This window comes from Thalassovita sp., from assembly GCF_965218685.1.
Lineage (GTDB): Bacteria > Pseudomonadota > Alphaproteobacteria > Rhodobacterales > Rhodobacteraceae > Thalassobius.
Window position 1 is genome coordinate 729,274 of the sequence record NZ_OZ244657.1, and the last position, 21,420, is coordinate 750,693.

The window sequence follows — 21,420 nt, forward strand, 5'->3', positions numbered from 1 at the left end:
ACCCGGACTCTTGTTCAAGGGACAGCATCAAGCTAAGACGCAGTTACGTGGCCCCGTGGCTCAACTGGATAGAGCAGCCCCCTCCTAAGGGGCAGGTTGCAGGTTCGAATCCTGCCGGGGTCGCCATTCATTCGGATTTCCGCATGAATTTTTAGACAGGACCGAGTCGATCAGACACCACCTCTGAGCGAACGATGACTGCCAGATGCCTGAATTTTGTCCGCAAGCTTGTGCAAATTCTTCGCGTTTGACTGAATTTCAAGCGCCTATTGTGCAGCTGCAGAAAAATCAGATGCCTTTCGTTGACAAAACGCCCCCACCGGCAGCCCAATAGGCCAAGTCTGGCAACGGCGCCGGCAAGGTAACGAACCTCAACGACCGAGCAATGACGCTCTTTCTGATCTATACGACCGCGCTCAAAGGGGTGCGATCGGAGCTATGAGAGCAAGTCATGCAAACGTCCGCAGCGCAAGCCACGCAAGTTTCTTTTGATGCCGCCCCCGACGGGGCGCAGGCCGCCTCGCAGGTATTGATAATTGGCGCGGGCCCAGTGGGCATCCGTGCTGCGCAGGACCTGGTTCAGCGCGGGCTGCAAGTCACCGTCCTGAGCACCGAGGTCGTCACCCCCTATAACCGCGTGCGCCTGACGCCGCTGTTGGGGGGCGATGTTCAATTCTCGGATATTTCCTTGCTGGAACAGAAAGATAGCGATCTTCCTTACGCGCTTCATTCCGGTCAAAGAGTCGTGCAGGTCGATCCGAAAGCCAAGCTGGTCACCACGGCCTCGGGGGCGGTTTGGCCGTACCAGACGCTGGTTATGGCCACCGGATCGTACGCTTTCATCCCCGGCATTCCCGGTCGCGAGACTCCGGGTGTCTATACCTTCCGCACCGCTGACGACGCCTCGGCGCTGATTGCGCGGTCAATCTCGTCGCGTCATGTGGCAGTGATTGGTGGTGGTCTTCTGGGCCTCGAGGCTGCGCGCGGGATGCGCCAGCGCCAATGTAAGGTCACAGTGATCGAGCACGAATCCCACCTGATGCCGCGACAACTGGATCAGGTCGCGGGCGCTCAACTGTCCAAGAACATCGAAGAGCTGGACGTCACCGTCCGTACTGGCGTCGCTGTTAAGGAAATCCTAGGCGAGGATCGCGTGACCGGGCTGATGCTGTCGGACGGAATGCGGGTGGATTGCGATACCGTGATCATTTGCACTGGCGTGCGCCCAAATATCGAACTTGCCCGTCAGGCGCGACTGCACATCGGCGCGGGCATTACCGTGAACGACCAGATGCAGACCAGCGACCCGTCGATCTACGCCGTCGGTGAATGCGCCGAGCACCGCGGCCAGCTGTTTGGCCTTGTCGGGCCCGGCTATGCCCAGGCGCAGGTCGCGGCTGATACGATTTCCGGCACGCCCGGCACCTTCGAAGGCACTGCCCCGACCACCAAGCTAAAGGTTATCGGCGCCGAGGTATTCTCGGTTGGGGCCATCGAGCAGCTTGAGGTTCAGGCCAACGTCCGCAGCCATGTCTGGCACGAGGGGGACCTTTATCGCCGCATTTTCATCGACCGGGGCAAAATCGTGGGTGCCCTGGCCGTTGGCAAATGGGATCAGGCCAGCCGCGTTCAGGACGCCGTGCAACAAGGTGCAACCGTATATCCGTGGATGCTGTATCGGTTCCGCAAAAACGGGCTGATCTGGCCGGTCACCGAAGACGCCGCTGCAGACATGCCCGACAGCGCCACCTTGTGCAACTGCACGGGCGTGACCTGCGGACAGATCCGCGGCGCCATGACGGGCGGCTGCAACACCCCGTCCGAGGTCAGCGCCCAAACCGGGGCCGGCACCGTTTGCGGCACCTGTGTGCCCCTTCTGGCCGAGATGATTGACGCGGGCGCCAAGCCCCAGCCGATGCCCCTGTGGAAATCCGTTCTGGGCTTTTCAACGCTGGCCGCACTGATCGCGTTGGTGCCGATCTTACTTGGTTATGTGCCGCTGCCGACCTCGTATGACGCCGACAGCCTGCGCGTCTGGCTATGGCAGGACAATATCGTCAAACAATACAGCGGCTTTATCCTGCTGAGCCTGACCGTGCTGGCCTTTGGGATCGGGCTGCGAAAACGCTTTCGTTTCATGGATCGCCTGGGCGGCTTTGACGGCTGGCGACTGGTGCATATCGGTATAGGACTTGGCGCGCTGGCCGGGTTGCTGGCCCATACCGGGTTCAACATGGGCAGCGGCTGGAACCTGATCCTTGCTGTGTTCTTCATCGGAGCGATCCTGATCGGTTCGGTCGCGGGCCTGGCCACTGGCGGAGACCATGAGCTGCGCGCCCGCCACATCGGCACTGCTCGCAAACCACCCCGCAAACTGCCCACTTGGCTGCACATCCTGACGCTCTGGCCTCTGCCAGTGCTGATCCTTTTCCACGTCCTTGCATCCTATGCATTCTGAACAGGCCCGATAAATGCGCACTTCCCTACTTTGGAGCCTCTGGATCATCGGAACGCTGGCAATCGCCGGCGCCTTCGCCGCGCGCCTGTATCTGGGCGGGGACAGGACTGCCTTTTTGCCCGGTGAAACCGCTGGCGTGCACCATCAGATCGAACTGGCATGCGAGACCTGCCACACCTCGGGCGATTTCTCGGATCAGAAAAAGATCAACAAGGACATCAACAAGACCTGCGTGAGCTGCCACAAGGCCGAGCTGAAAGAGGCCGATGACAGCCACCCGATCAAGAAATTCAAGAACCCGCGGATGGCCTCGTACTGGGAAAAGATCGATGCGCGGTTTTGCACCTCGTGCCACATCGAGCACCAGCCCGAGGTGACATTGGCCGGCCTGGTCACCCTACCCGGTGACTTCTGCGTGGCCTGCCATTCAGAAGGCGAACAGGATGTGCGCAAGAACCGCGCCTCGCACGCGGGTCTGGAATTCGACACCTGCGCCTCGTCCGGGTGCCACAACTTCCACGACAACCGCGCCCTGTACGAGGATTACCTGGTCAAACATTCCGGCCAACCCTGGCTGTCGCAAAGCCCGATGCATGCCGCCGCCGCCGTCGCCCGCGCGGACGATGACATTGCCGTGGACACTGCCACCTATCTGGCCGCGCTGGACGCCCCGCAGGAATATCGCGACCTTGAAATCGGCGATCATTGGGCAGCCTCGGCCCATGCGGCGGCCGATGTGGGCTGCGCCACCTGCCACGCCAAAGGCGCCAAAACCCCCGAAGAAATCGAAAGCAAATGGGTCGAAGCCCCGGCCGAGGCTGTCTGCGCAAGCTGCCACAAGGCCGAGAGCAAGACATTTTCCCTGGGCCGTCACGGTATGCGCCGCCACCCGGAAATCGCCAAGCCGCGCAAGGTCAAGAAGGCTCTGAAAGAGCTGGGCTGGAAGAAACCCCCGGCCGAACTGGTGGCCGCGATCGAGCGTTTCATCGACGACCCCAGCCCCGCGGGCCAGATGAGCACCGCCGAAGCCCGGGTCAAGCTGCATCCCGATATGGAAGATCTGGATCTGACCTGTGCAAGCTGCCACAAGCCGCACGAGCAGGACCTGAAGTTCGCCGCTGTCGATGGCTGCCTGTCCTGCCACGCGGACGAGCACAGCCAAAGCTACAAGGCCAGCCCGCATTTCGATCTGTGGCGGGCTGAACTGGCCGGTGATTTGCCCGCTGGTTCGGGCGTGACCTGCGCCACCTGCCACATGCCTCAGACCGAGCGCGGCGGCAAAGTCACCACTAACCATAACCAGAACGACACTCTTCGCCCGAATGCGAAAATGATCCGCCCAGTCTGCATGGACTGTCACAGCCTGGAATTTGCCATCGACGCGCTGGCCGATCCCGAGCTGATCAAGCGGAATTTCATGGGCAAACCCGATCGCCATGTCGAAAGCATCGACTGGGCGTTAAGACGCGTAGCTCCGCCAGAGAAAGGCGCCAACCAATGACCGGCCGAGCCACGCAACCCGCAACCCTAAGGACAACAGGAGAACTGAATATGGGTGCTAAATTCACAAAAATCAAAGCCGCAATTCTTGGTGGGGCCGTCGCGATGAGCGCAATGCCCGCAAACGCAGAAGGAATGGAGTACGAAACCGTCACCGACCTGCTGCATCTGGTCATGAGCTCGGACCGCACGGTCTATACCCGCATGATCGTTAACCGCTTGGCAGTGCAGGAAAAAGTGATCACCGCGTCCGAGCACTTCGTGGACGAAAAAGCGCTGGTTCTGCCCGCACAGATGTTCCGCTTCGGCGCTGAAATGGTGGCAGAAGAAACCGACGAATTCAGCTATTCTTTGCTGTCGCTGTGGCCGATCAACAAACAGAACGCGCCCACCACCCCAATGGAAAAAGAAGGCCTGGAATATATCTCGGCCAACCCCGGTGAGAACTTCTATGGCGAAGAAGAACTGGGCGGTACGACCTACTTTACCGCTGTCTACCCGGACGTCGCCGTGGCCGAGGCCTGCTGGTCCTGCCACAACAACCACAAAGACACGCCCAAGAACGATTTCGAAGCGGGCGACGTCATGGGCGGCGTTGTCATCCGCATCCCGATGGACTGATGCGGCTGTCGGCAACAGTGCTGATACTGGTGTCGGCTTTGCCAGCAATGGCAGAGCCGGTCGCCACGCGTAAGGGGATGGACGGTTTCATCACCGTCGATCGCCTGCCCGTGCCGGACCATCCGGCGCTGGCCCAAGGGAGGATCCTTTGGGGGGACACCTGCCAGAATTGCCACGGCGGAGACAAGCTGACCGGGGCGCCCAAGATTACTTCGACCAAGGCTTGGGACAAACGGATCGCAAAGGGAATGGACGTGCTGACCGGCCATGCGATCGAGGGGTTCATCGGACCCAGATATACCGAAATGCCTGCGCGCGGCGGCAACTCGGATCTCAGCGATGCCGAGGTCAGCCTCGCCACCGCTTTCATGGTTTGGGCAAGCGGCGGCGCAGCCCTTGCCGAAAACTACGCAAACTCTATGAAAACAAAGGACTAGAAACATGGACGAGAAAGCAATCACGCTGGTTCAGGAAAGCTTTGCCAAGGTTGTGCCGATCAAGGACGCAGCTGCGGAAATCTTCTATAGCGACCTGTTTGAAACCGCCCCCGAGGTAAAACCCTACTTCGAAGGCGCCAACATGAAGGACCAGGGATCCAAGCTGATGGCGACCCTGGGCGTTGTGGTCAATGGCCTGCGCGATCTGGACAAGATCGTGCCCGTCGCGCAGCAACTGGCGATCAAGCACGTCGACTATGGCGTCAAACCCGAAGATTACGACAAGGTCGGCGCTTCGCTGCTGCGCACTCTGGAAAAGGGTCTGGGCGATGCCTTCACCCCTGACGTAAAAGAGGCCTGGACCGGTGCTTACACCACCCTGGCCGGCGCCATGATCGCCGCAGCTTACCCCGCGAATGAGACCGCAGCGCCGAAGAAACCGTTCTGGAAATTCTGGGCGTAAGCCTCTGGCAACCTATCGCTTTTGACCCGCCCGTGACCTCCGGGCGGGTCAGCTTTCAAAAATCCCCTTAAACTGTTGTCTGCCCTGCACGTCTGGAACTTTCCCGCGCTTCAGCCATAGTGGGGAAAACACCCTGCAGGAGCCCTCATGACCCCGAAATACTATGCGCCCAAGGGCGGACACCCCGGACAGGATCAACTGCTGACCGGGCGGGCGGTGTTCACCGAGGCCTATGCCGTCATCCCAGCGGGGACGATGCAGGACATTGTGGTCAGCTCGCTCCCGTTTTTCGAAGACACGCGCGTGTGGGTGCTGGCGCGCCCACTGAGTGGTTTTGCCGAGACGTTCTCGCAATATATCCTCGAGGTGCAGCCCGGTGGCGGCTCGGATCGGCCAGAATCCGACCCCGATGCCCAGGCCGTTCTGTTCGTGGTCGAAGGTACGCTGACCCTGACGTTGGACGGCAACGACCATAAGATGACCCCCGGCGGCTATGCTTACCTGCCCCCCAGCGCCGCCTGGTCGCTGCGCAATACCTCGGATGCGCCCGTTCGGTTCCACTGGATTCGCAAGGCCTATGAGCGGGTCGAGGGCATCGACATCCCCGAACCCGTTATCACCAACGAAAATGACATCGCCCCCGATCCCATGCCCGGCACAGACGGCAAATGGGCGACCACGCGCTTTGTGGATTCGCTGGACGTGCGCCACGACATGCACGTCACCATCGTCACCTTTGAACCCGGCGCCGTGATCCCGTTTCTGGAAACACACGTGATGGAGCACGGACTTTATGTGCTTGAAGGAAAAGCGGTTTACCGGCTGAACACCGATTGGGTCGAGGTCGAAGCCGGCGATTTCATGTGGCTGCGCGCCTTCTGCCCGCAAGCCTGCTATGCGGGTGGACCGGGGCGGTTCCGGTACCTGCTTTACAAGGACGTCAACCGCCACATGAAGCTGCGTTAAAGCGTTATCTGATAGGGCTGATCGAACCAATGTTCCTGCAGGTTCGCGCCCTCCCCAATACGGTCCACAACCGCGAAAAGACCCGGCGCGGCCAGCGGCGTCAGCACCCCGTGCCAGGTGCCCCGGTGGTAATTCACCCCCTGCCCCGGACGCGTAAGAAAGGCCGCGGGCAGACCGGGCGCATCCCCCAAATCAGGGGCAACGATTACCAGAAACGAATCCTGAGACATGGGCAAAAACGCCTGGCTGCCCTGGGGATGACGCTCGACCATGTCCAGCGTGTAGGGCAGCGCGCGCGGCTGGGCATGAAACAGGCTGATGCCAGCGCGCCCAGCCGCAAAGTCCATCTGCGCGAGGTCGTGAAACCGGCCGCACATGCCTTGGTTAATGATCTTGTCCGGCGCGCCTGAGGCCTCAAGAACATCGCCAAACGGCGCGAAAGCCTGCGCTGTCAGGGGTTGCGCTTTGATCACCCGGCTCATGCTTTGAAAATCTCTTGCAGACGCAATTCGGCGATGCGTTCAACCTGACGGCAAGCCTCGGCAAATTCGGTCGCGCGATCCTGCCCAGCCCGCCTCTGGAACGCCGCCAAAATCGACGCCTTATCGTGGTCCCGCACCGCAATGATGAAGGGAAACCCGAACCTTTCCGTGTACTCGGAATTCAGCCGGGTAAAGCTGGCGCGTTCGTCATCTGTCAGCGCATCCAGCCCGGCCGAGGCTTGCTCGGCCGTGGATTCAGCCGTCAGCCGTTTTGCGGCGGCCAGCTTGCCGGCCAGATCGGGATGAGCACGCAGAACTCCCAGGCGCTCTTCTTCACTGGCCATACGGAAGGCGCGCGCCAAAAGGCTGTGCGCCCCGGCTGCGCAATCATGGCTGGGTCCGAACTCCAGATCATAGGCACGTTCGGCCACCCAGGGACTATGTTCGAACACTCCGCCGAATGTGGAAACGAAGGCGTCGCGCGCCATCTGGGAAATCCGCAACACCGCAGCGGGCGGATGTTCCTGCGCCCAATGCCGGGCGATCTGTTCACGGGTGGCGAACCACACGCCTTCTTTGCTCTGGAAATACTCAATCGCGCGTTTCAGCGCGGCCATACGGCCGGGGCGCCCTACCAGACGGCAATGCAGGCCGATCGACAGCATCTTGGGCGCCCCTTGCAGGCCCTCGGCATAGAGCGTGTCGAAACTGTCTATCAGGTAGCGCTCGAACTGGTCGCCTTCGGTGAAACCGGCCTGGATGGCAAAGCGCATGTCGTTGCAATCCAGCGTGTAGGGCACGATCAGCTGGTCCTTGCCGCCAGTCTGCACCCAATAGGGCAGATCATCCGCATAGCTGTCGGCGATATAGGCAAAATCCCCTTCTTCTGCGGCCAGTTCCACCGTCTGCATTGAACAGCGCCCAGTGTACCACCCCGGCGGAGGAGAGCCGACAACCTGCGTATGCAGCTCGATCGCTTCGCGGATCTGGGCGCGTTCCTCTTCGGGGTCCATGTCCTTGTGTTCGACCCACTTCAGGCCGTGGCTGGCAATCTCCCAGCCCGCATCGGTCATCGCAGCGACCTGTACAGGGGACCGAGCCAAGGCCGTGGCCACGCCGTATACGGTAATCGGGATGTCCTTAAGCAACCCATGTACCCGCCAGAACCCCGCCCGCGCGCCATATTCATAGATCGATTCCATGTTCCAGTGGCGTTGACCAGGCCAAGGCTGTGCGCCGGTGATCTCGGACAAGAACGCCTCGGATGCGGCATCACCATGCAGGACGTTGTTTTCTCCGCCCTCTTCATAGTTCAGCACAATCTGCACAGCGATTCTGGCCCCACCGGGCCAATTGGCTGCAGGCGGGGTGGCGCCATAGCCGGTCATGTCTCTTGGATAGCGTGTCACGTCGGATTCCCTTGATCTTTGTGATGAATAAAGCAGAAAATCCCCTATGTTTTTCAAAAAAAGCAGAATGCAGCCTTAAACTTGTGAGCCTTTGTGTTGATCGGCGGCAACGGACTATTAACCTAGCAGAAAATAACAAGGAGAGCGCCGTGACCGGTTACCTGACCACCCATGTTCTTGATACCGCGCGCGGCTGCCCCGCTGACGGCATGACAATTGACCTGTTCCGGATCGAGGGCGAGGCCCGCATTCATCTGAAAACTCTGGTCACAAATGATGATGGGCGCACGGATGAACAGATCCTGCCCGAAGACAAGTTTCAGGTCGGTGTGTACGAACTGGTGTTCCACGCCGGTGCCTATCTGGACGCAACCGGCACCCCGCCCGAGCAACCCCGCTTCCTGGATGTGATCCCGCTGCGTTTTGGCATGTCCGAACCGTCGCACTATCACGTGCCCTTGCTTCTGTCGCCATTTGGTTATTCCACCTATCGCGGCAGTTGATCAGGCCTCGGCGCGGACGGTTTCGGCAATCCGGTCGATCATGAATTCCATGAACAGACGCGTTTTGGGGTCCTGACGGCGCCGGTGCGTGAACAGGCACGCCATCTGCACCGGTTCTGGTGGAGTTTTGGTCGCTACTGGGACCAACGCACCCGATTTCAGATGGTCTGCGATCTCGAACACGGGTTTCAGCGCAATCCCCTGACCTGCCAGCGCCCAATCTGTCAGGACATCACCGTCGTCCGCCTCGTACCGGCCTGAAACCCGGTACCGCTTGGGCCCGTCTTGGCCGGTCAGAAGCCATTGAAACTCCGTCGCACCGGGAAAGCGTAACGACAGGCATTCGTGGCCGTCATCAATCAGGTCCTGTCCCGACTTGGGCATCCCCCGCCGCGCTATGTATTCCGGCGCCGCGCAGAGCACCCGCTCCACATCCGCGATCTTGCGAATACGCAGGTTGCTGTCCTCGGGCTGACCCAGGAAAAACGCCAGATCCAACCCCTCGGTGGTCAGGTCGATCTTGCGGTCAGACATGCGCAGGCGGATGCTGACCTCGGGGTATTCTTCCAGAAACTCGGGCACGCGCGGGGCGATCAGACGGCGGCCAACCCCCAGCGGAGCGGCCACGAACAGTGACCCGCGCAGGTTCTGGGTGTCGCTGGCGATCTGCGCCTCGGCACTTTGCACGGCCTCAAGGATTTCGGACGCACCACGATAGAAGGACTTGCCCTGCTCGGTCGGGGTCAGACTGCGAGTCGTGCGCTGAAACAACCGAACGCCCAGATGTTCCTCTAACGCCGAAATCCGCGAGGACGTCACCGCCGGAGAAATACGCAAATCCCGCCCCGCAGCGGACATACTGCCCAACTCGTAGACACGAACGAAGGTACGGATGTTATCGAGATAGGACATTGTTCGGTTATTTTTGATGCTGCTTGGGTTTTTGTGGCAATACCTTAAAAAAGACCGCTCGCCTAGGGTGAGCGGAATAGCGGGTTCAAAGGGGACGCATATGTACGATCTGGCAATCTTATGGGACTGGGCAGCATTCGCCGTCCGCTGGCTGCACGTCATCACCGCGATGGCGTGGATCGGGGCTTCGTTCTATTTCATTGCGCTGGACCTGATGCTGAAACCGGCCCCCAACCTGCCCGATGGCGCCCATGGCGAAGAATGGGAGGTCCACGGCGGCGGCTTCTATCACACCGTCAAATACCTGGTCGCTCCCGCTGAAATGCCCGAGCATCTGACCTGGCACAAATGGCAAAGCTATACGACATGGCTGTCCGGCGTCGCGCTGCTGATGATGGTCTATTGGGTCGGAGGAGAGCTGTTCTTGCTGGACCCAACCAAGGTCGATCTGGCCTTGTGGCAGGGTGTGCTGATCTCGGGCGGATCACTGACGATTGGTTGGATTCTGTATGATTTAATGTGCAAGTCCAAACTGGGCGAAACACCGACCGTGCTGATGCTGCTGTTGTTCGTGATCTTGGTTGCGATGGCCTGGGGCTATAACCAGATTTTCACCGGCCGCGCGGCGTTGCTGCATCTGGGCGCGTTCACCGCCACGATCATGACCGCCAACGTGTTCTTTCAGATCATGCCCAACCAGCGGATCGTGGTCGCTGATCTGAAGGCCGGGCGCAAGCCCGACGCTAAATACGGCAAGATCGCCAAGCTGCGCTCGACCCACAACAACTATCTGACGCTGCCGGTGGTGTTCTTGATGCTGTCGAACCACTATCCGCTGGCCTTTGCGACCGAATACAGCTGGATCATCGCCAGCTTGATCTTTCTGACCGGGGTCACGATCCGGCACTACTTCAACACCATGCACAAGACCGGCAAAGGCCCGCATTGGACTTGGGCCGTGACCGTGGTGATCATGATCGTGATTGCCTGGCTGTCCACGGTGCCGGGGATTGACAGCTATGAAGAGGCCGAGGCCCGCGATCTAACCCCGATGGAGCAGAAATTCGCCAGCGTGGACGGGTTCGAGGACGCCTATTATGCGGTGACTGGCAATTGTTCGATGTGCCACGCGCGCGAGCCGTCCTGGGACGGGATGCTCTGGCCCCCAAAAGGCGTCGTTCTGGAAACCGAGGCTGATGTCGCCCGCCACGCCAAGCAGATTTATCTGCAGGCTGGCCGCAGCCACGCTATGCCGCCGCCCAACGCAATTGAAATGGACCCTCAGGATCGCGGCCTGATCATCGCTTGGTATCAACAGGCCACGGGGGCGTAGGGGCGGGCCCGCGACGGCGCTGCTCAAAGTGGGGGTGCCCATTCCCCTTGCGCCTGCGGCACCGTTCCGGTTCAACCCTGTCATGAGCACTCCTGATTATTCCCTCGAGCACGCCGCCCACGCGCAGGGTTTTCTGCGAATCGCCGGCGTAGACGAAGTGGGCCGCGGCCCCCTTGCCGGGCCCGTAACCGCAGCGGCCGTGATCCTTGATCCGAATCGCATTCCGGCCGGGCTGAACGATTCCAAGAAGCTGTCCGAAAAGAAGCGCGAGTCCCTGCTAAAGGAACTGCTGGAGGTCGCGCAGGTCTCGGTTGCCCATGCCACGGTCGAAGAGATCGACACCCACAACATCCTGCGTGCCAGCCACATCGCCATGGTGCGTGCCATTCAGGGCCTGCCGCAGCAGCCAGATTACGCTCTGATCGACGGCAATATGATCCCCCAGAACCTGACCATTCCGTCCCAGGCGGTGATCAAGGGCGACGCTCTGTCGGTGTCGATTGCGGCGGCCTCAATTGTGGCGAAAATACGGCGCGATCAACTGATGGTGGAGTTAGGGCAACAGTTTCCGGGATATGGGTGGGAAAAAAACAAGGGTTACCCGTCCAAGCAACACCGCGAGGCGCTGGAAAATCTTGGGGTAACCCCACACCATAGACGTTCGTTCAAACCCGTCCACAATATCTTGTATCAACAGAAAAATGTAAGTGACTGATTCAAAAAAGAATTTGACGCTGAATCCCATTTGACTCATCTTTGTCTCAAACCAAAGAGCGCAAAAGCGCCGTGGATTTGAGGCAGAGAATGAAGACTAAAACCAATGACAAGGGCGCTCCTGCGCTCCCTCTAAACACGATTCTTGCTGGCGACTGCATCGAGATGATGAACAGTCTGCCTGAGAATTCGATCGACCTGATTTTTGCAGACCCGCCCTATAACCTTCAGCTGAAGGGGGATCTGCACCGTCCGGACAATTCCAAGGTGGACGCCGTGGATGATGCCTGGGATCAGTTTTCCTCTTTTGCGGCCTACGACAGATTTACCCAAGACTGGCTGGCCGCAGCCCGCCGGTTGCTCAAACCCAATGGGGCTATTTGGGTGATCGGCTCTTATCACAACATCTTTCGGGTTGGTTCGGCGCTGCAGAACGCTGGCTACTGGATCCTGAACGATGTTGTTTGGCGCAAGTCGAACCCGATGCCGAATTTCCGCGGCAAACGGTTCACCAATGCCCACGAAACCATGATCTGGGCGTCCAAGTCCGAAGGCGCGAAATACACTTTCAACTACGAAGCGCTGAAGGCCCTGAACGAAGGCATCCAGATGCGCTCCGACTGGGTTCTGCCGATCTGCAATGGCGGCGAGCGTCTGAAGGATGACAACGGCGAAAAAGCCCATCCCACGCAAAAACCCGAAAGCCTGCTGCACCGCGTTCTGGTCGGATCGACCAACCCCGGTGACGTTGTTCTGGACCCGTTCTTTGGCACCGGCACCACTGGCGCCGTGGCCAAGATGCTGGGCCGTGATTTCATCGGTATCGAACGCGAAGAAGCCTACCGCAAGGTCGCGCAAAAACGTCTGGACAGCGTGCAAAAGTTTGATCGCGAGGCTCTGACGGTCAGCGCGTCCAAACGTGCAGCGCCTCGCGTGCCCTTTGGCCAGTTGGTCGAGCGTGGCATGCTGCGCCCTGGCCAAGTTCTGACGAACGCCCGTGGTCAGATCGCCAAGGTGCGCGCCGATGGCTCTCTGGTGGCGGATGGGGTTAAGGGCTCGATCCACCAGGTCGGCGCCGCGCTGGAAGGCGCACCCAGCTGCAACGGCTGGACCTATTGGAACACCCAAAGCGATGGCAAAACCGTCCCGATCGACGTTTTCCGCCAGCAAATCCGCGCTGAGATGGCGAACTAAGAACTTTAGAACACCGCCGGTGCCTGTGGCCTAACATGGCACCAACCTCCCCGCTGGTTCGCCCAGCGGGGCTTTTTGATTCTAGGGTCAGATGACCTTGACCACTACGGCCATCGCGGAATCTCCCGCCGCGCAGCCCTGGAACAGGCCGATACCGCCGCCGCGAATCTCCAGCTCTTCGATCATCTCGATCATTGCGCGCAAGCCGGTCGGCCCCTGCGGATGCCCCCAGATCAGCGACGAGCCGAAGTTGTTCATCCCACGCCAATCCAGATCGAACGCCCGCGCAAAGGCGATGTCGTTCACCGCGAACGGGTTGTGAGATTTGAACACGTCAATGTCACTGATGCTGAGACCCGTCTGGCGCAGCACGTTTTCCGCAGCTTTGATCGGCGCGGCTGGCATAAATCCCTTCTCCTCGCGCGCTTGGGCGATGCCCAGCACCTCGATCAGCGGGTTAGCACCACCCACCATGTCGGCGGCCCGTTCAGCGCTGTCGACAACGATCATTCCGGCCGCCCCGTCAGCGGGATGAGTCTGACCGGCGAAGGTCACGGTGCCACCGGGCACAACGGGTTTCAACGTCGCCAGTTTTTCAGCCTTCGAAGGGTAGACACCCTCGTCCCCTGCCAGCGTCGTAACAGTCTTGCGGAACCGGGCGTCGGGCACGTCAAACGCGGCCTCCATATAGCGTTTCTGGAACGCGCGATCATCGGCCAAGGCGTCCTGATACTGCGCCTGACGGAGCAAGACGACCTCGTGCTGTTCTGCCGTATCGATGCCAAAGCGCTTTGCGACATTTTCGGCCGTTTGGACCATCGCGCCCTTGGCCCAGGGATCATAGTTAAAGCTGCCCAGCACCCAATCTTCGGACTGCCCGGTTCCACCCGGGCCACCGGGAGCAGGATAATACACATGCGCCCCGTTCGAGGTCCGGTCCCCCGAGGCAATCAGCACTGTTCCGGCCAGCCCCTGCGCAATCTCGCCCATCGCGGCGGACAGCAAGCGGGGGCCGGTGGCGCAGGCCTGGTTCATCGTAGGGCCGCCCAGCTGTTCGGCACCGATCATCGCGGTGAACCACGGGGTCGCATAGAAACAGCCCGGTTGGATCACGGTCATGCCATAGGCGCAGTAATCAATCTGCTCGGTGGTGATGCCCCGCGCAGACATGGCGGATTTGGCCACGTGGGCCGACAACTCGATCGAGTTCAGGTGTGACAGGCTTCCCTGCCAACGGGCGAAGGGCGTGGACCAATAGGCCCCGTAAGGAATGTAGCTTGGCATGGTGTCCTCCCTGACATCACTGTGCACTATAATGCTATATACTGCATAATAGTTACGATCAATAGCGAATCAGGTCGGGATTCTTGCATTAAAATGCCAAGCTAACGTGGCATCGGGGTGGTGCCCTCTTTGTAAGGGGTCCAATCTTCGATTTCAGGATAGTAGGTCTGACGCCATGCACGCACCCGCGGGTTCATCCGCCGCAGCCACAGCGGCGGGATCGTCGCCATCGCCGCCATCAGCGGATACCCATAGGGCAGCTGAGGCGCCTGGCTTGCGTCATAGGTCTGCAGCAGCGGGAACCGCCGATCGGGCTTGTAGTGGTGGTCCGAGTGGCGCTGCAGGTTGATCAACAGCCAATTCGTCGCCTTATGCGACGCGTTCCAGCTGTGATGAGGCTTCACGTGCTCGTACTTCCCATCCCCCAGATGCTTGCGGGTCAAACCGTAGTGTTCGACATAATTGGTCAGCTCAAGCTGCCAGATCGCGCTGAGGGCCTGCAGCATGAACAGCGCCAAACCCTCAAGCCCACCAAGACCGATCGCCAGCGCCAAGGCCCCCAGTTGCAGCACCGCATAGCGCCAGAAAGGGTTCCGAAAGCTGGCCATGGTCAACCCACGGCGCGCCAAAAGCGCCTTTTCAGCGGCCCAGGCCGACCTTGGGCATTCGCGCAGAACACGGAAGAAATACTGGTGGAAATTCTCGTTATATCGGGCAGTTACAGCATCGCGCGGGGTGCCTACATAGACATGGTGAACCAGCAGATGCTCGGATCGAAAATGAGAGTACAAGACCGTCGCCAGCAGCAAGTCACCCAGCCAGCGCTCCAACTTGTTCTTTTGGTGCAGCAGCTCGTGACTGTAGACGATCCCGATCGTCCCGGTCAGCACACCCACGCCGAAAAACAGCACGATCTTTTCCAACGCAGCCAGATGGGCGGTGTGGGTCACAAACCAGATCAAACCGAACAGGGTCAACGCCTGCACAGGAAACCAGATCATCGTGATCAGGCGATACCATAGAAGCTGCGCGTCGCTGGTTTGCGGGTCAGGGTTGTCCAGCTCTTTGCCTAAAACGGCGTCCAGCCCGGTAAAAACCCACCACCCACAAAGAGGCAACAGGAACACAGTCCAGCCCCCATGGATCGCGCCAATCCAGGCCAGAGGGACCAGCCCCAGTGACAACCAAAAGGGCGCAGCGCGGCGAAAGGCAGAGATCGGAGTGCTCATATCATGGCTCCGGGTCAAGAGCAGTGCCCCCATTGTTGAACTCGGGCCGGGCCAGGTCAAACGCCTTTCGCATCACAGTCGGCAGATCCGAAGGGCGAAATGTCGCGTGGGGGTGGAACTCTCCTCGATCCGGCGCTTGATCGACGACTTCAGCCACCATCACCCGCAAACGCAGGTGAAAATGGGTGAACGTATGCCGCGCCTCGGCTGGCAGCTCGCGCCAGTCAGCATTCACAGGCGGGGACTCGGTCGGCGCGTCATTCCAGTCCGAGCCCGGCCAGCCCAGCATGCCGCCCAGCAGACCCTTGTCCGGGCGCCGCTCCAGTAAAAAGGCGCCGTCATGGCGGCGGGCGACATAGGCAATGCCAAGCCGAGTGGGCTTCGGCTTTTTCGGTTCTTTTCTGGGCAGTTCGGCAGCAGTGCCGGCCTGACGCGCCACGCAAGGATCGCGCCACGGGCATATCCCACAGGCCGGGCTGCGCGGCGTGCAGATCGTGGCCCCCAGATCCATCACCGCCTGCGCATAATCTCCGGGTCGGGTTGCCGGGGTCAGCGCAGCCGCCAACCTGGTCAGTTCAGGCTTGGCCCGCGGCAAGGGCGTGTGGACATCATAGAGCCGCGCCATCACACGTTCGACATTGCCATCCACTACGGTTTCAGCCCGGTCAAACGCGATCGAGGCTATGGCCGAAGCGGTATAGGGTCCAACGCCAGGCAGCTGCAGAAGCTCCTGATATGTATCTGGAAACTCTCCCCCTAAATCACCCGAAACCACCCGCGCGCATTTCAGCAAGTTGCGGGCACGGGCGTAATAGCCAAGCCCGGCCCATTCGCCCATCACATCCTCGTCGCGGGCAGCAGCAAGCGCATGAACGTCCGGCCAGCGCGTAGTGAACCGCTCGAAGTACTCCTTTACCGCAGCCACGGTGGTTTGCTGCAACATCACTTCAGACAGCCAGACACGATAGGGATCGGGAACCACGCCGGTTTTTCGGTCGGCCGGCCCCACACGCCAAGGCATGATCCGTGCGTTGCGGTCGTACCACTCCAGCAAATCCTCAGCCGGAACTGTCATCTTTTCACGCAATCTTTATCCCCCGTCAGGTCGCAATAAGCTGGTGTCTTGGCGCTGCATTACTAGAATAGCACCGAAGCAAAGGAAGCAAGTCATGGCCACGCGCCCCAGTACAACAAAGGGATTTGCCCGAACGTCGAGCCTGCTGCAGGCGCGCATTCGCAAGGCGGGCGAAACCCGGGGGTTTGCGCAGGCACGGCTGCTGACGCACTGGCCCGAGGTCGTCGGAGAGGACATCGCCGCCATCGCCCGGCCCGTTGACGTCAAATTTGGCCGTCCGGGCAGCTTCGGGGCCACGCTGACGCTGCTTACCACAGGGGCACAGGCCCCAATGCTTGAGATGCAGAAAGAACAGATCCGCGCCAAGGTGAACGGAGTCTATGGCTATAACGCCATCTCGCGCGTGCGGATTACACAGACCGCTGCGACCGGCTTTGCCGAGGGTCAGGCCGATTTCACCTATCGCAAGACATCTGCACCGAAAAAACCCGACCCGGCAGCGGTGCAAGAGGCACAGTCGCTGACCCAAGAGGTCGGAGATTCAGACCTGCGCCGCGCGCTTGAATCGCTGGCGACAAACGTACTAACCAAGTCGAAAAACTAGAAAGGCTTACACATGGACCGCAGACTCGCACTGGGCGTGATTGGATCGGCTGCCGTATTGGGCGGCGCCTGGGCGCTGACCCGCAAACCAGACGGGCTGCCGCCATTGGCTGCGCTGGCCGAAGGGTCCGCAGGCGACGCTGCCCCCATCACCGAGATGACCCTGGGCAATCCCGACGCCAAGGTGACCCTGATGGAGTATGCCTCGTTCACCTGCCCGCACTGCGCAAACTTTCACAATGGTCCGCTGAAGAAGGTGAAAGCCGAGTATATCGAAACCGGCCTGGTGAAATTCGTCTATCGTGACGTGTATTTCGACCGCCCCGGACTGTGGGCAGCATTGGTTGCGCGCTGCGAGCCGACCAAGTTTTTCGGCATCTCGGACCTGCTGTACGCCGATCAGAAATCCTGGATCGGTTCGGGTGATCCCGCCGTTATCGTGGAAAACCTGCGCAAGGTGGGCCGCATCGCTGGCCTGACCGAGGAACAGCTGGACAGCTGTCTGGGCGACGGCGCCAAGGCTCAGTCCCTGTACACCTGGTTCCAGGACAACATGAAGGCCGACGACGTGGACAGTACCCCCACCCTGTTCATCGACGGCAAGAAGCATTCGAACATGGCCTATGACGATTTGAAAGCCCTGTTGGACAAGGCTCTGGACGCCTGATGAGCGCACCTCTGGACGGACTGAAGGTCATCGACATGGCCCGAATTCTGGCTGGCCCCTGGGCCGGTCAAGCTCTGTCCGATCTGGGGGCTGAAGTCATCAAAATCGAAAGCCCCGCTGGCGATGACACCCGTCAGTGGGGGCCTCCTTTTATCGAGCGCGGCACCGACAAAACCGCCGCATATTTCCATTCGTGTAACCGCGGAAAACTCTCGATCACCGTGGATTTTCGCACCCCCGAGGGGCAGGAAACCGTGCGTCAGATGGTGCGCGATGCCGACATCCTGATCGAGAATTTCAAGGTCGGTGGACTGGCTAAATACGGGCTGGATTATGACTCACTGCGCAAGATCAACCCCGGGCTGATCTATTGCTCGATCACCGGCTTCGGTCAGACCGGGCCCTATGCGCACCGCGCGGGATACGACTATATCATTCAGGGCATGTCCGGACTGATGTCGATCACGGGCGAGCCTGACGGGCAGCCCCAGCGCGCGGGCGTGGCGGTGACGGACCTGTTCACTGGCATGTATTCGGTGACTGGGATTCTGGCTGCGCTGTATCAGCGCGAGCGGACGGGAAAGGGCCAACACATCGACATGGCCCTGCTGGATTGCGCTGTTGCCGCGACAGCCAACCAGGCGATGAACTACCTTTCGACGGGCACGCCGCCGGGACGGACGGGGAACTATCACCCCAATCTGACACCTTACCAAGTGTTCGACTGCGCGGACGGGTTTATCATCATCGCAACCGGAAATGACGCGCAATATCAACGGCTTTGCGGGCTCTTAGGGCTGGACTGGATGGCCGAGGCGCCCGAGTTTCTGACAAACTCTGATCGTGTGAAGAACCGCGAACAGATGATCGATCTGTTAATGGCCGAGACCCGCAAGCTGTCCACGGCCGCGCTGCTGGACGGATGTGAAGCGAACGGCATTCCCGCCGGACCAATCAACGACATGTCCGAGGTCTTTGCCGATCCTCAGGTGCAAGCACGCGGAATGCAGATCGAGTTGGACGGCGTCCCGGGTGTGCGGATGCCGATCATTTTCTCTGATGCTGAACTGAAACTGGACCGGCCGTCACCCAAACTGAACGAGGACGGCTAACCCCGTTTAGCCATAGTCTCGCGCCCCAAAAATAGCCGAGCCAACGCGCACATGCGTAGCACCCTGAGCGATGGCCTTTTCGAAATCGCCAGACATGCCCATGGACAGCTGATCCAGCCCGTTGCGATGGGCAATTTTCTTCAGAAGCGCAAAATGCAGACTGGGTTCTTCGTCAACCGGCGGGATGCACATCAGCCCCTTGATCGGCAGATCCAGCGCACGACATTCGGCAATGAAGGCGTCCGCGTCTGCGGGCAGGACACCGGCTTTTTGCGGCTCTTCGCCGGTGTTGACCTGAATGAACAGATCAGGGCAATGGCCCATCTCTTGCGCCAGGCGGGCCAGAGTTTTCGCCAGCTTGGGTCGGTCAACCGAATGGATGGCCTGGAACAGCTCCATCGCTTGGCGGGCCTTGTTGGTTTGCAACGGGCCAATCAGGTGAACCTCGATATCTCCGAACTGGTCGCGGAAGGCTGGCCATTTCCCAGCGGCCTCTTGCACCTTGTTTTCGCCGAACAACCGGTGGCCTTCGGTCAGAACCTCGGCGACACGCTCGTTTGGTTGCACCTTGGATACGGCGATCAACTTGGTGCTGCCGGGGGTGCGACCTGCGGCTTGCTCGGCCTTGGTGATGCGAGAGAGGATATCGGAAAGGGACATGGGGGCCTCGGTATTGCTGCGCCTGACATGAAGCACAGATCGCGGGGGCCGTCAAAGCCCCAACCCCCAAAAGAAAAGAGCAGGCACAAGGCCTGCTCTTCCCTTAAGACTGGTTGTTCAACTTAGAAGTTGAAGACAACACCGGCTTCTGCGTAGGTCGCGCCGTTCATGTCAGCAACACCTGCACCGAACGACACACCGCCGCCCAGATCGTGGTTGATGCCGATACCTGCGTTCTCAGCACCACCGGCGCTTTCGGTCACGGTCACGGTCACTTTGGTGGCTGCGCCAACCGACATGGTGCCGGTCAGGCCCCAGCCGTTGCCGGCTGCGGTGTCGTCCAGGAACAGACCAACGGTCGCGCCGCCCAGAGCACCTTGCACGTACAGCTTGGTGACGTCTTCGGCGTTGTTGTCCGATTCCTGGTGCGACAGCGAAACAACGTAGCCGTTGTCTGCGTACACGACGCCCAGGTTCTTACGCTCGGAAGCGCCTTCCGAAACCGATGCGCGAACAGTGAAGGCGCCGGTTTTGTAGGTCGCCATGACCACGCCGCGGTTATCAGCGTCCGAGGTCAGACCGATGTCGTGGCCGAAGTAGCCAACCGACCAGGGGTCAACGAACATGAAGCCGGTGTAGCCCAGGCCACCAGCGTAGAAGCCGGGGGTGGCTTCAGCAGCCGAAACGTTACCGATCGACAGGGTCAGGCCGCCAGCGGAGGCGTGGAATGCTGCGGCGCGGATGGCACCGGTGTTGTTACCAACTGCGTCGCCAACAGCAACAGCGCCGTCGTCCCACTGCAGACGAGTCTGAGCTTTGAACGCGATGCCGTTTTGCGATTCTGCGGTGCCGGTGACGATCAGGCGCAGACGCTGGTCAACGATGGTTTCTTGAGCTGCGGTGTCATTGTAGATGAGACCGAAACGGCCGTAGCCGCTCAGGGTGATGTCGGCTGCTGCTGCGCTGGCGCCAGCGATCAGAGCGGTCGAAGCAAGGAGAATCTTTTTCATAATTTTTTCCCTCGGTTTTCCAATCATGCGCCCAAAACGGGGAATCCGAATTGGGTATGGCGGTTGTGTCGCTCTTTTCATGGGCAGTTTGCAAGTGTGCCGCACCCCCTGTGGCTGAAAGTGCTCGGAATGGTGCAGCTTTGCCACACCCTTTTCCAGCGAATCTTTGCTGGGCTTCGATTTCACCCGCTGACTAAGTCCTTGCGACAGCTTTAGCGGTTGGATAGGAATGATGCGAATATCTTAGGACCCGGCGAATTCATGGCACGTATGAGCATCAAACCGATTTCCATTGCGTTGATCGCGGCGCTGGCCGTGGCCGGGTGCAGCCGTGGCAGCGATAATGCAGCGCAGCCCGACAACCGGCGCGCAGATGATCTGGACCCGGTTTTGCAATCCGAACTGGCCCGTCAGGCGGGGCTGAACCAGAACCAGTCCTCGATCACGGATCTTTTCAAGCCGCGCAACAATGATCTGGAAGTTGCGGTTAACCGTTATATCTGGAACGCCGCGCTGGAGATTCTGAATTTCCTGCCCGTCCAGTCGGTTGATCCTTATACCGGCGTGATCGTCACCGGGTATGGCACGCCTCCGGGTGGTGGCCGCTCGTATCGGGCGACCGTTTACGTCAAGGACCCTGCGCTTGAGGCGCGTTCGCTTTTGGTGGCCCTGCAGACAAGCGGCGGCAAGCCTGTCAGCGCCAGCACCCAGCGCGCGATCGAGGATGCGATCCTGACCCGCGCCCGTCAGCTGCGTATCGCCGACAAGGGATTCTGATCCCGCCTTAA

The 21,420-nt window shown here is 60.0% G+C and carries 22 protein-coding genes and 1 tRNA gene; 15 read left to right on the forward strand and 8 right to left on the reverse strand.

Translation table 11 applies throughout. From position 1 onward, the window contains the following. The first annotated feature begins 49 nt into the window (after positions 1-49). The 7 genes from ACOQOQ_RS03845 (at position 50) to ACOQOQ_RS03875 (ending at position 6,445) form a co-directional block, all read left to right on the forward strand. Positions 50-126 (forward strand) — tRNA-Arg (locus ACOQOQ_RS03845). A gap of 325 nt (positions 127-451) precedes the next feature. After that, positions 452-2,458, forward strand: coding sequence for an FAD-dependent oxidoreductase (locus ACOQOQ_RS03850; RefSeq protein WP_420568817.1), 2,007 nt, complete (start codon positions 452-454; stop codon positions 2,456-2,458). A 13-nt stretch (positions 2,459-2,471) separates the two neighbouring features. Beyond that, complete coding sequence (locus tag ACOQOQ_RS03855; protein WP_420568818.1) at positions 2,472-3,959, forward strand: ammonia-forming cytochrome c nitrite reductase subunit c552; 1,488 nt, start codon at positions 2,472-2,474, stop codon at positions 3,957-3,959. A 50-nt stretch (positions 3,960-4,009) separates the two neighbouring features. Continuing rightward, entirely contained in the window at positions 4,010-4,579 is a 570-nt protein-coding gene (locus ACOQOQ_RS03860; RefSeq protein WP_420568819.1) for a Tll0287-like domain-containing protein, read from the forward strand. Then, positions 4,579-5,016, forward strand: coding sequence for a c-type cytochrome (locus ACOQOQ_RS03865; protein ID WP_420568820.1), 438 nt, complete (start codon positions 4,579-4,581; stop codon positions 5,014-5,016). Before ACOQOQ_RS03860 ends, ACOQOQ_RS03865 begins: the two co-directional genes overlap by 1 nt. Before the next feature lie 4 nt (positions 5,017-5,020). After that, positions 5,021-5,479 (forward strand): globin family protein, encoded by a 459-nt coding sequence (locus ACOQOQ_RS03870; RefSeq protein ID WP_420568821.1) that lies wholly within the window; start codon positions 5,021-5,023, stop codon positions 5,477-5,479. A 147-nt stretch (positions 5,480-5,626) separates the two neighbouring features. Next, on the forward strand, positions 5,627-6,445 hold the full coding sequence (locus ACOQOQ_RS03875) for a bifunctional allantoicase/(S)-ureidoglycine aminohydrolase (RefSeq protein WP_420568822.1): 819 nt from the start codon (positions 5,627-5,629) through the stop codon (positions 6,443-6,445). On the opposite strand, the gene ACOQOQ_RS03880 is transcribed toward ACOQOQ_RS03875, so the two are convergent. Further along, positions 6,442-6,927, reverse strand: a complete 486-nt coding sequence (locus ACOQOQ_RS03880; RefSeq protein ID WP_420568823.1) for an ureidoglycolate lyase — start codon at positions 6,925-6,927, stop codon at positions 6,442-6,444. The genes ACOQOQ_RS03875 and ACOQOQ_RS03880 overlap by 4 nt on opposite strands. After that, positions 6,924-8,336, reverse strand: a complete 1,413-nt coding sequence (gene puuE, locus ACOQOQ_RS03885) for an allantoinase PuuE (protein WP_420568824.1) — start codon at positions 8,334-8,336, stop codon at positions 6,924-6,926. The genes ACOQOQ_RS03880 and puuE overlap by 4 nt, the downstream gene beginning before the upstream one ends. Before the next feature lie 149 nt (positions 8,337-8,485). Between puuE and uraH the strand changes: the two genes are divergently transcribed. Then, positions 8,486-8,839, forward strand: a complete 354-nt coding sequence (gene uraH, locus ACOQOQ_RS03890) for a hydroxyisourate hydrolase (protein WP_420568825.1) — start codon at positions 8,486-8,488, stop codon at positions 8,837-8,839. Here uraH and ACOQOQ_RS03895 read toward each other — a convergent pair whose 3' ends face one another. Continuing rightward, entirely contained in the window at positions 8,840-9,751 is a 912-nt protein-coding gene (locus ACOQOQ_RS03895; protein ID WP_420568826.1) for a LysR family transcriptional regulator, read from the reverse strand. Positions 9,752-9,851: 100 nt separating this feature from the next. Between ACOQOQ_RS03895 and ACOQOQ_RS03900 the strand changes: the two genes are divergently transcribed. The 3 genes from ACOQOQ_RS03900 to ACOQOQ_RS03910 all read left to right on the forward strand — a co-directional run bounded on the left by ACOQOQ_RS03900 (position 9,852) and on the right by ACOQOQ_RS03910 (position 12,992). Further along, complete coding sequence (locus ACOQOQ_RS03900) at positions 9,852-11,084, forward strand: urate hydroxylase PuuD (protein ID WP_420568827.1); 1,233 nt, start codon at positions 9,852-9,854, stop codon at positions 11,082-11,084. An 82-nt stretch (positions 11,085-11,166) separates the two neighbouring features. Continuing rightward, positions 11,167-11,799 (forward strand): ribonuclease HII, encoded by a 633-nt coding sequence (locus ACOQOQ_RS03905; protein ID WP_420568828.1) that lies wholly within the window; start codon positions 11,167-11,169, stop codon positions 11,797-11,799. An 89-nt stretch (positions 11,800-11,888) separates the two neighbouring features. Continuing rightward, positions 11,889-12,992, forward strand: a complete 1,104-nt coding sequence (locus ACOQOQ_RS03910) for a site-specific DNA-methyltransferase (protein WP_420568829.1) — start codon at positions 11,889-11,891, stop codon at positions 12,990-12,992. 87 nt (positions 12,993-13,079) lie between these two features. On the opposite strand, the gene ACOQOQ_RS03915 is transcribed toward ACOQOQ_RS03910, so the two are convergent. From ACOQOQ_RS03915 to mutY, 3 genes are all read right to left on the reverse strand, one after another. Further along, a complete protein-coding gene (locus ACOQOQ_RS03915; protein WP_420568830.1) occupies positions 13,080-14,276 on the reverse strand; it encodes a thiolase family protein in 1,197 nt (398 codons plus the stop codon). A 101-nt stretch (positions 14,277-14,377) separates the two neighbouring features. Continuing rightward, complete coding sequence (locus ACOQOQ_RS03920) at positions 14,378-15,505, reverse strand: alkane 1-monooxygenase (RefSeq protein ID WP_420568831.1); 1,128 nt, start codon at positions 15,503-15,505, stop codon at positions 14,378-14,380. A gap of 1 nt (position 15,506) precedes the next feature. After that, on the reverse strand, positions 15,507-16,580 hold the full coding sequence (gene mutY, locus ACOQOQ_RS03925; protein ID WP_420568832.1) for an A/G-specific adenine glycosylase: 1,074 nt from the start codon (positions 16,578-16,580) through the stop codon (positions 15,507-15,509). Positions 16,581-16,674: 94 nt separating this feature from the next. Here mutY and ACOQOQ_RS03930 point away from each other — a divergent pair, with 94 nt between their 5' ends. Genes ACOQOQ_RS03930 through ACOQOQ_RS03940 form a run of 3 tightly spaced genes read left to right on the forward strand, consistent with a single transcriptional unit; the run spans position 16,675 to position 18,962 of the window. Further along, positions 16,675-17,184 carry a DUF721 domain-containing protein gene (locus ACOQOQ_RS03930; protein WP_420568833.1) on the forward strand — a complete coding sequence of 170 codons (510 nt, stop codon included), beginning with the start codon at positions 16,675-16,677 and terminating at the stop codon, positions 17,182-17,184. Between the two features lie 12 nt (positions 17,185-17,196). Then, positions 17,197-17,850 carry a DsbA family protein gene (locus tag ACOQOQ_RS03935; RefSeq protein WP_420568834.1) on the forward strand — a complete coding sequence of 218 codons (654 nt, stop codon included), beginning with the start codon at positions 17,197-17,199 and terminating at the stop codon, positions 17,848-17,850. After that, positions 17,850-18,962: a CaiB/BaiF CoA transferase family protein gene (locus ACOQOQ_RS03940; protein WP_420568835.1), complete on the forward strand. Its 1,113-nt coding sequence runs from the start codon at positions 17,850-17,852 to the stop codon at positions 18,960-18,962. Before ACOQOQ_RS03935 ends, ACOQOQ_RS03940 begins: the two co-directional genes overlap by 1 nt. Before the next feature lie 6 nt (positions 18,963-18,968). Here the strand turns inward: ACOQOQ_RS03940 and ACOQOQ_RS03945 are convergent, their stop codons facing one another. Continuing rightward, positions 18,969-19,622: a YggS family pyridoxal phosphate-dependent enzyme gene (locus ACOQOQ_RS03945; protein WP_420568836.1), complete on the reverse strand. Its 654-nt coding sequence runs from the start codon at positions 19,620-19,622 to the stop codon at positions 18,969-18,971. Between the two features lie 122 nt (positions 19,623-19,744). Further along, a complete protein-coding gene (locus tag ACOQOQ_RS03950; protein WP_420568837.1) occupies positions 19,745-20,632 on the reverse strand; it encodes a porin in 888 nt (295 codons plus the stop codon). Positions 20,633-20,893: 261 nt separating this feature from the next. On the opposite strand from ACOQOQ_RS03950, the gene ACOQOQ_RS03955 reads away from it, so the two are divergent. Then, the gene (locus ACOQOQ_RS03955; RefSeq protein WP_420568838.1) at positions 20,894-21,409 is read left to right on the forward strand and encodes a DUF3576 domain-containing protein; all 516 of its coding nucleotides are present in this window, start codon (positions 20,894-20,896) and stop codon (positions 21,407-21,409) included. Positions 21,410-21,420 lie beyond the last annotated feature (11 nt).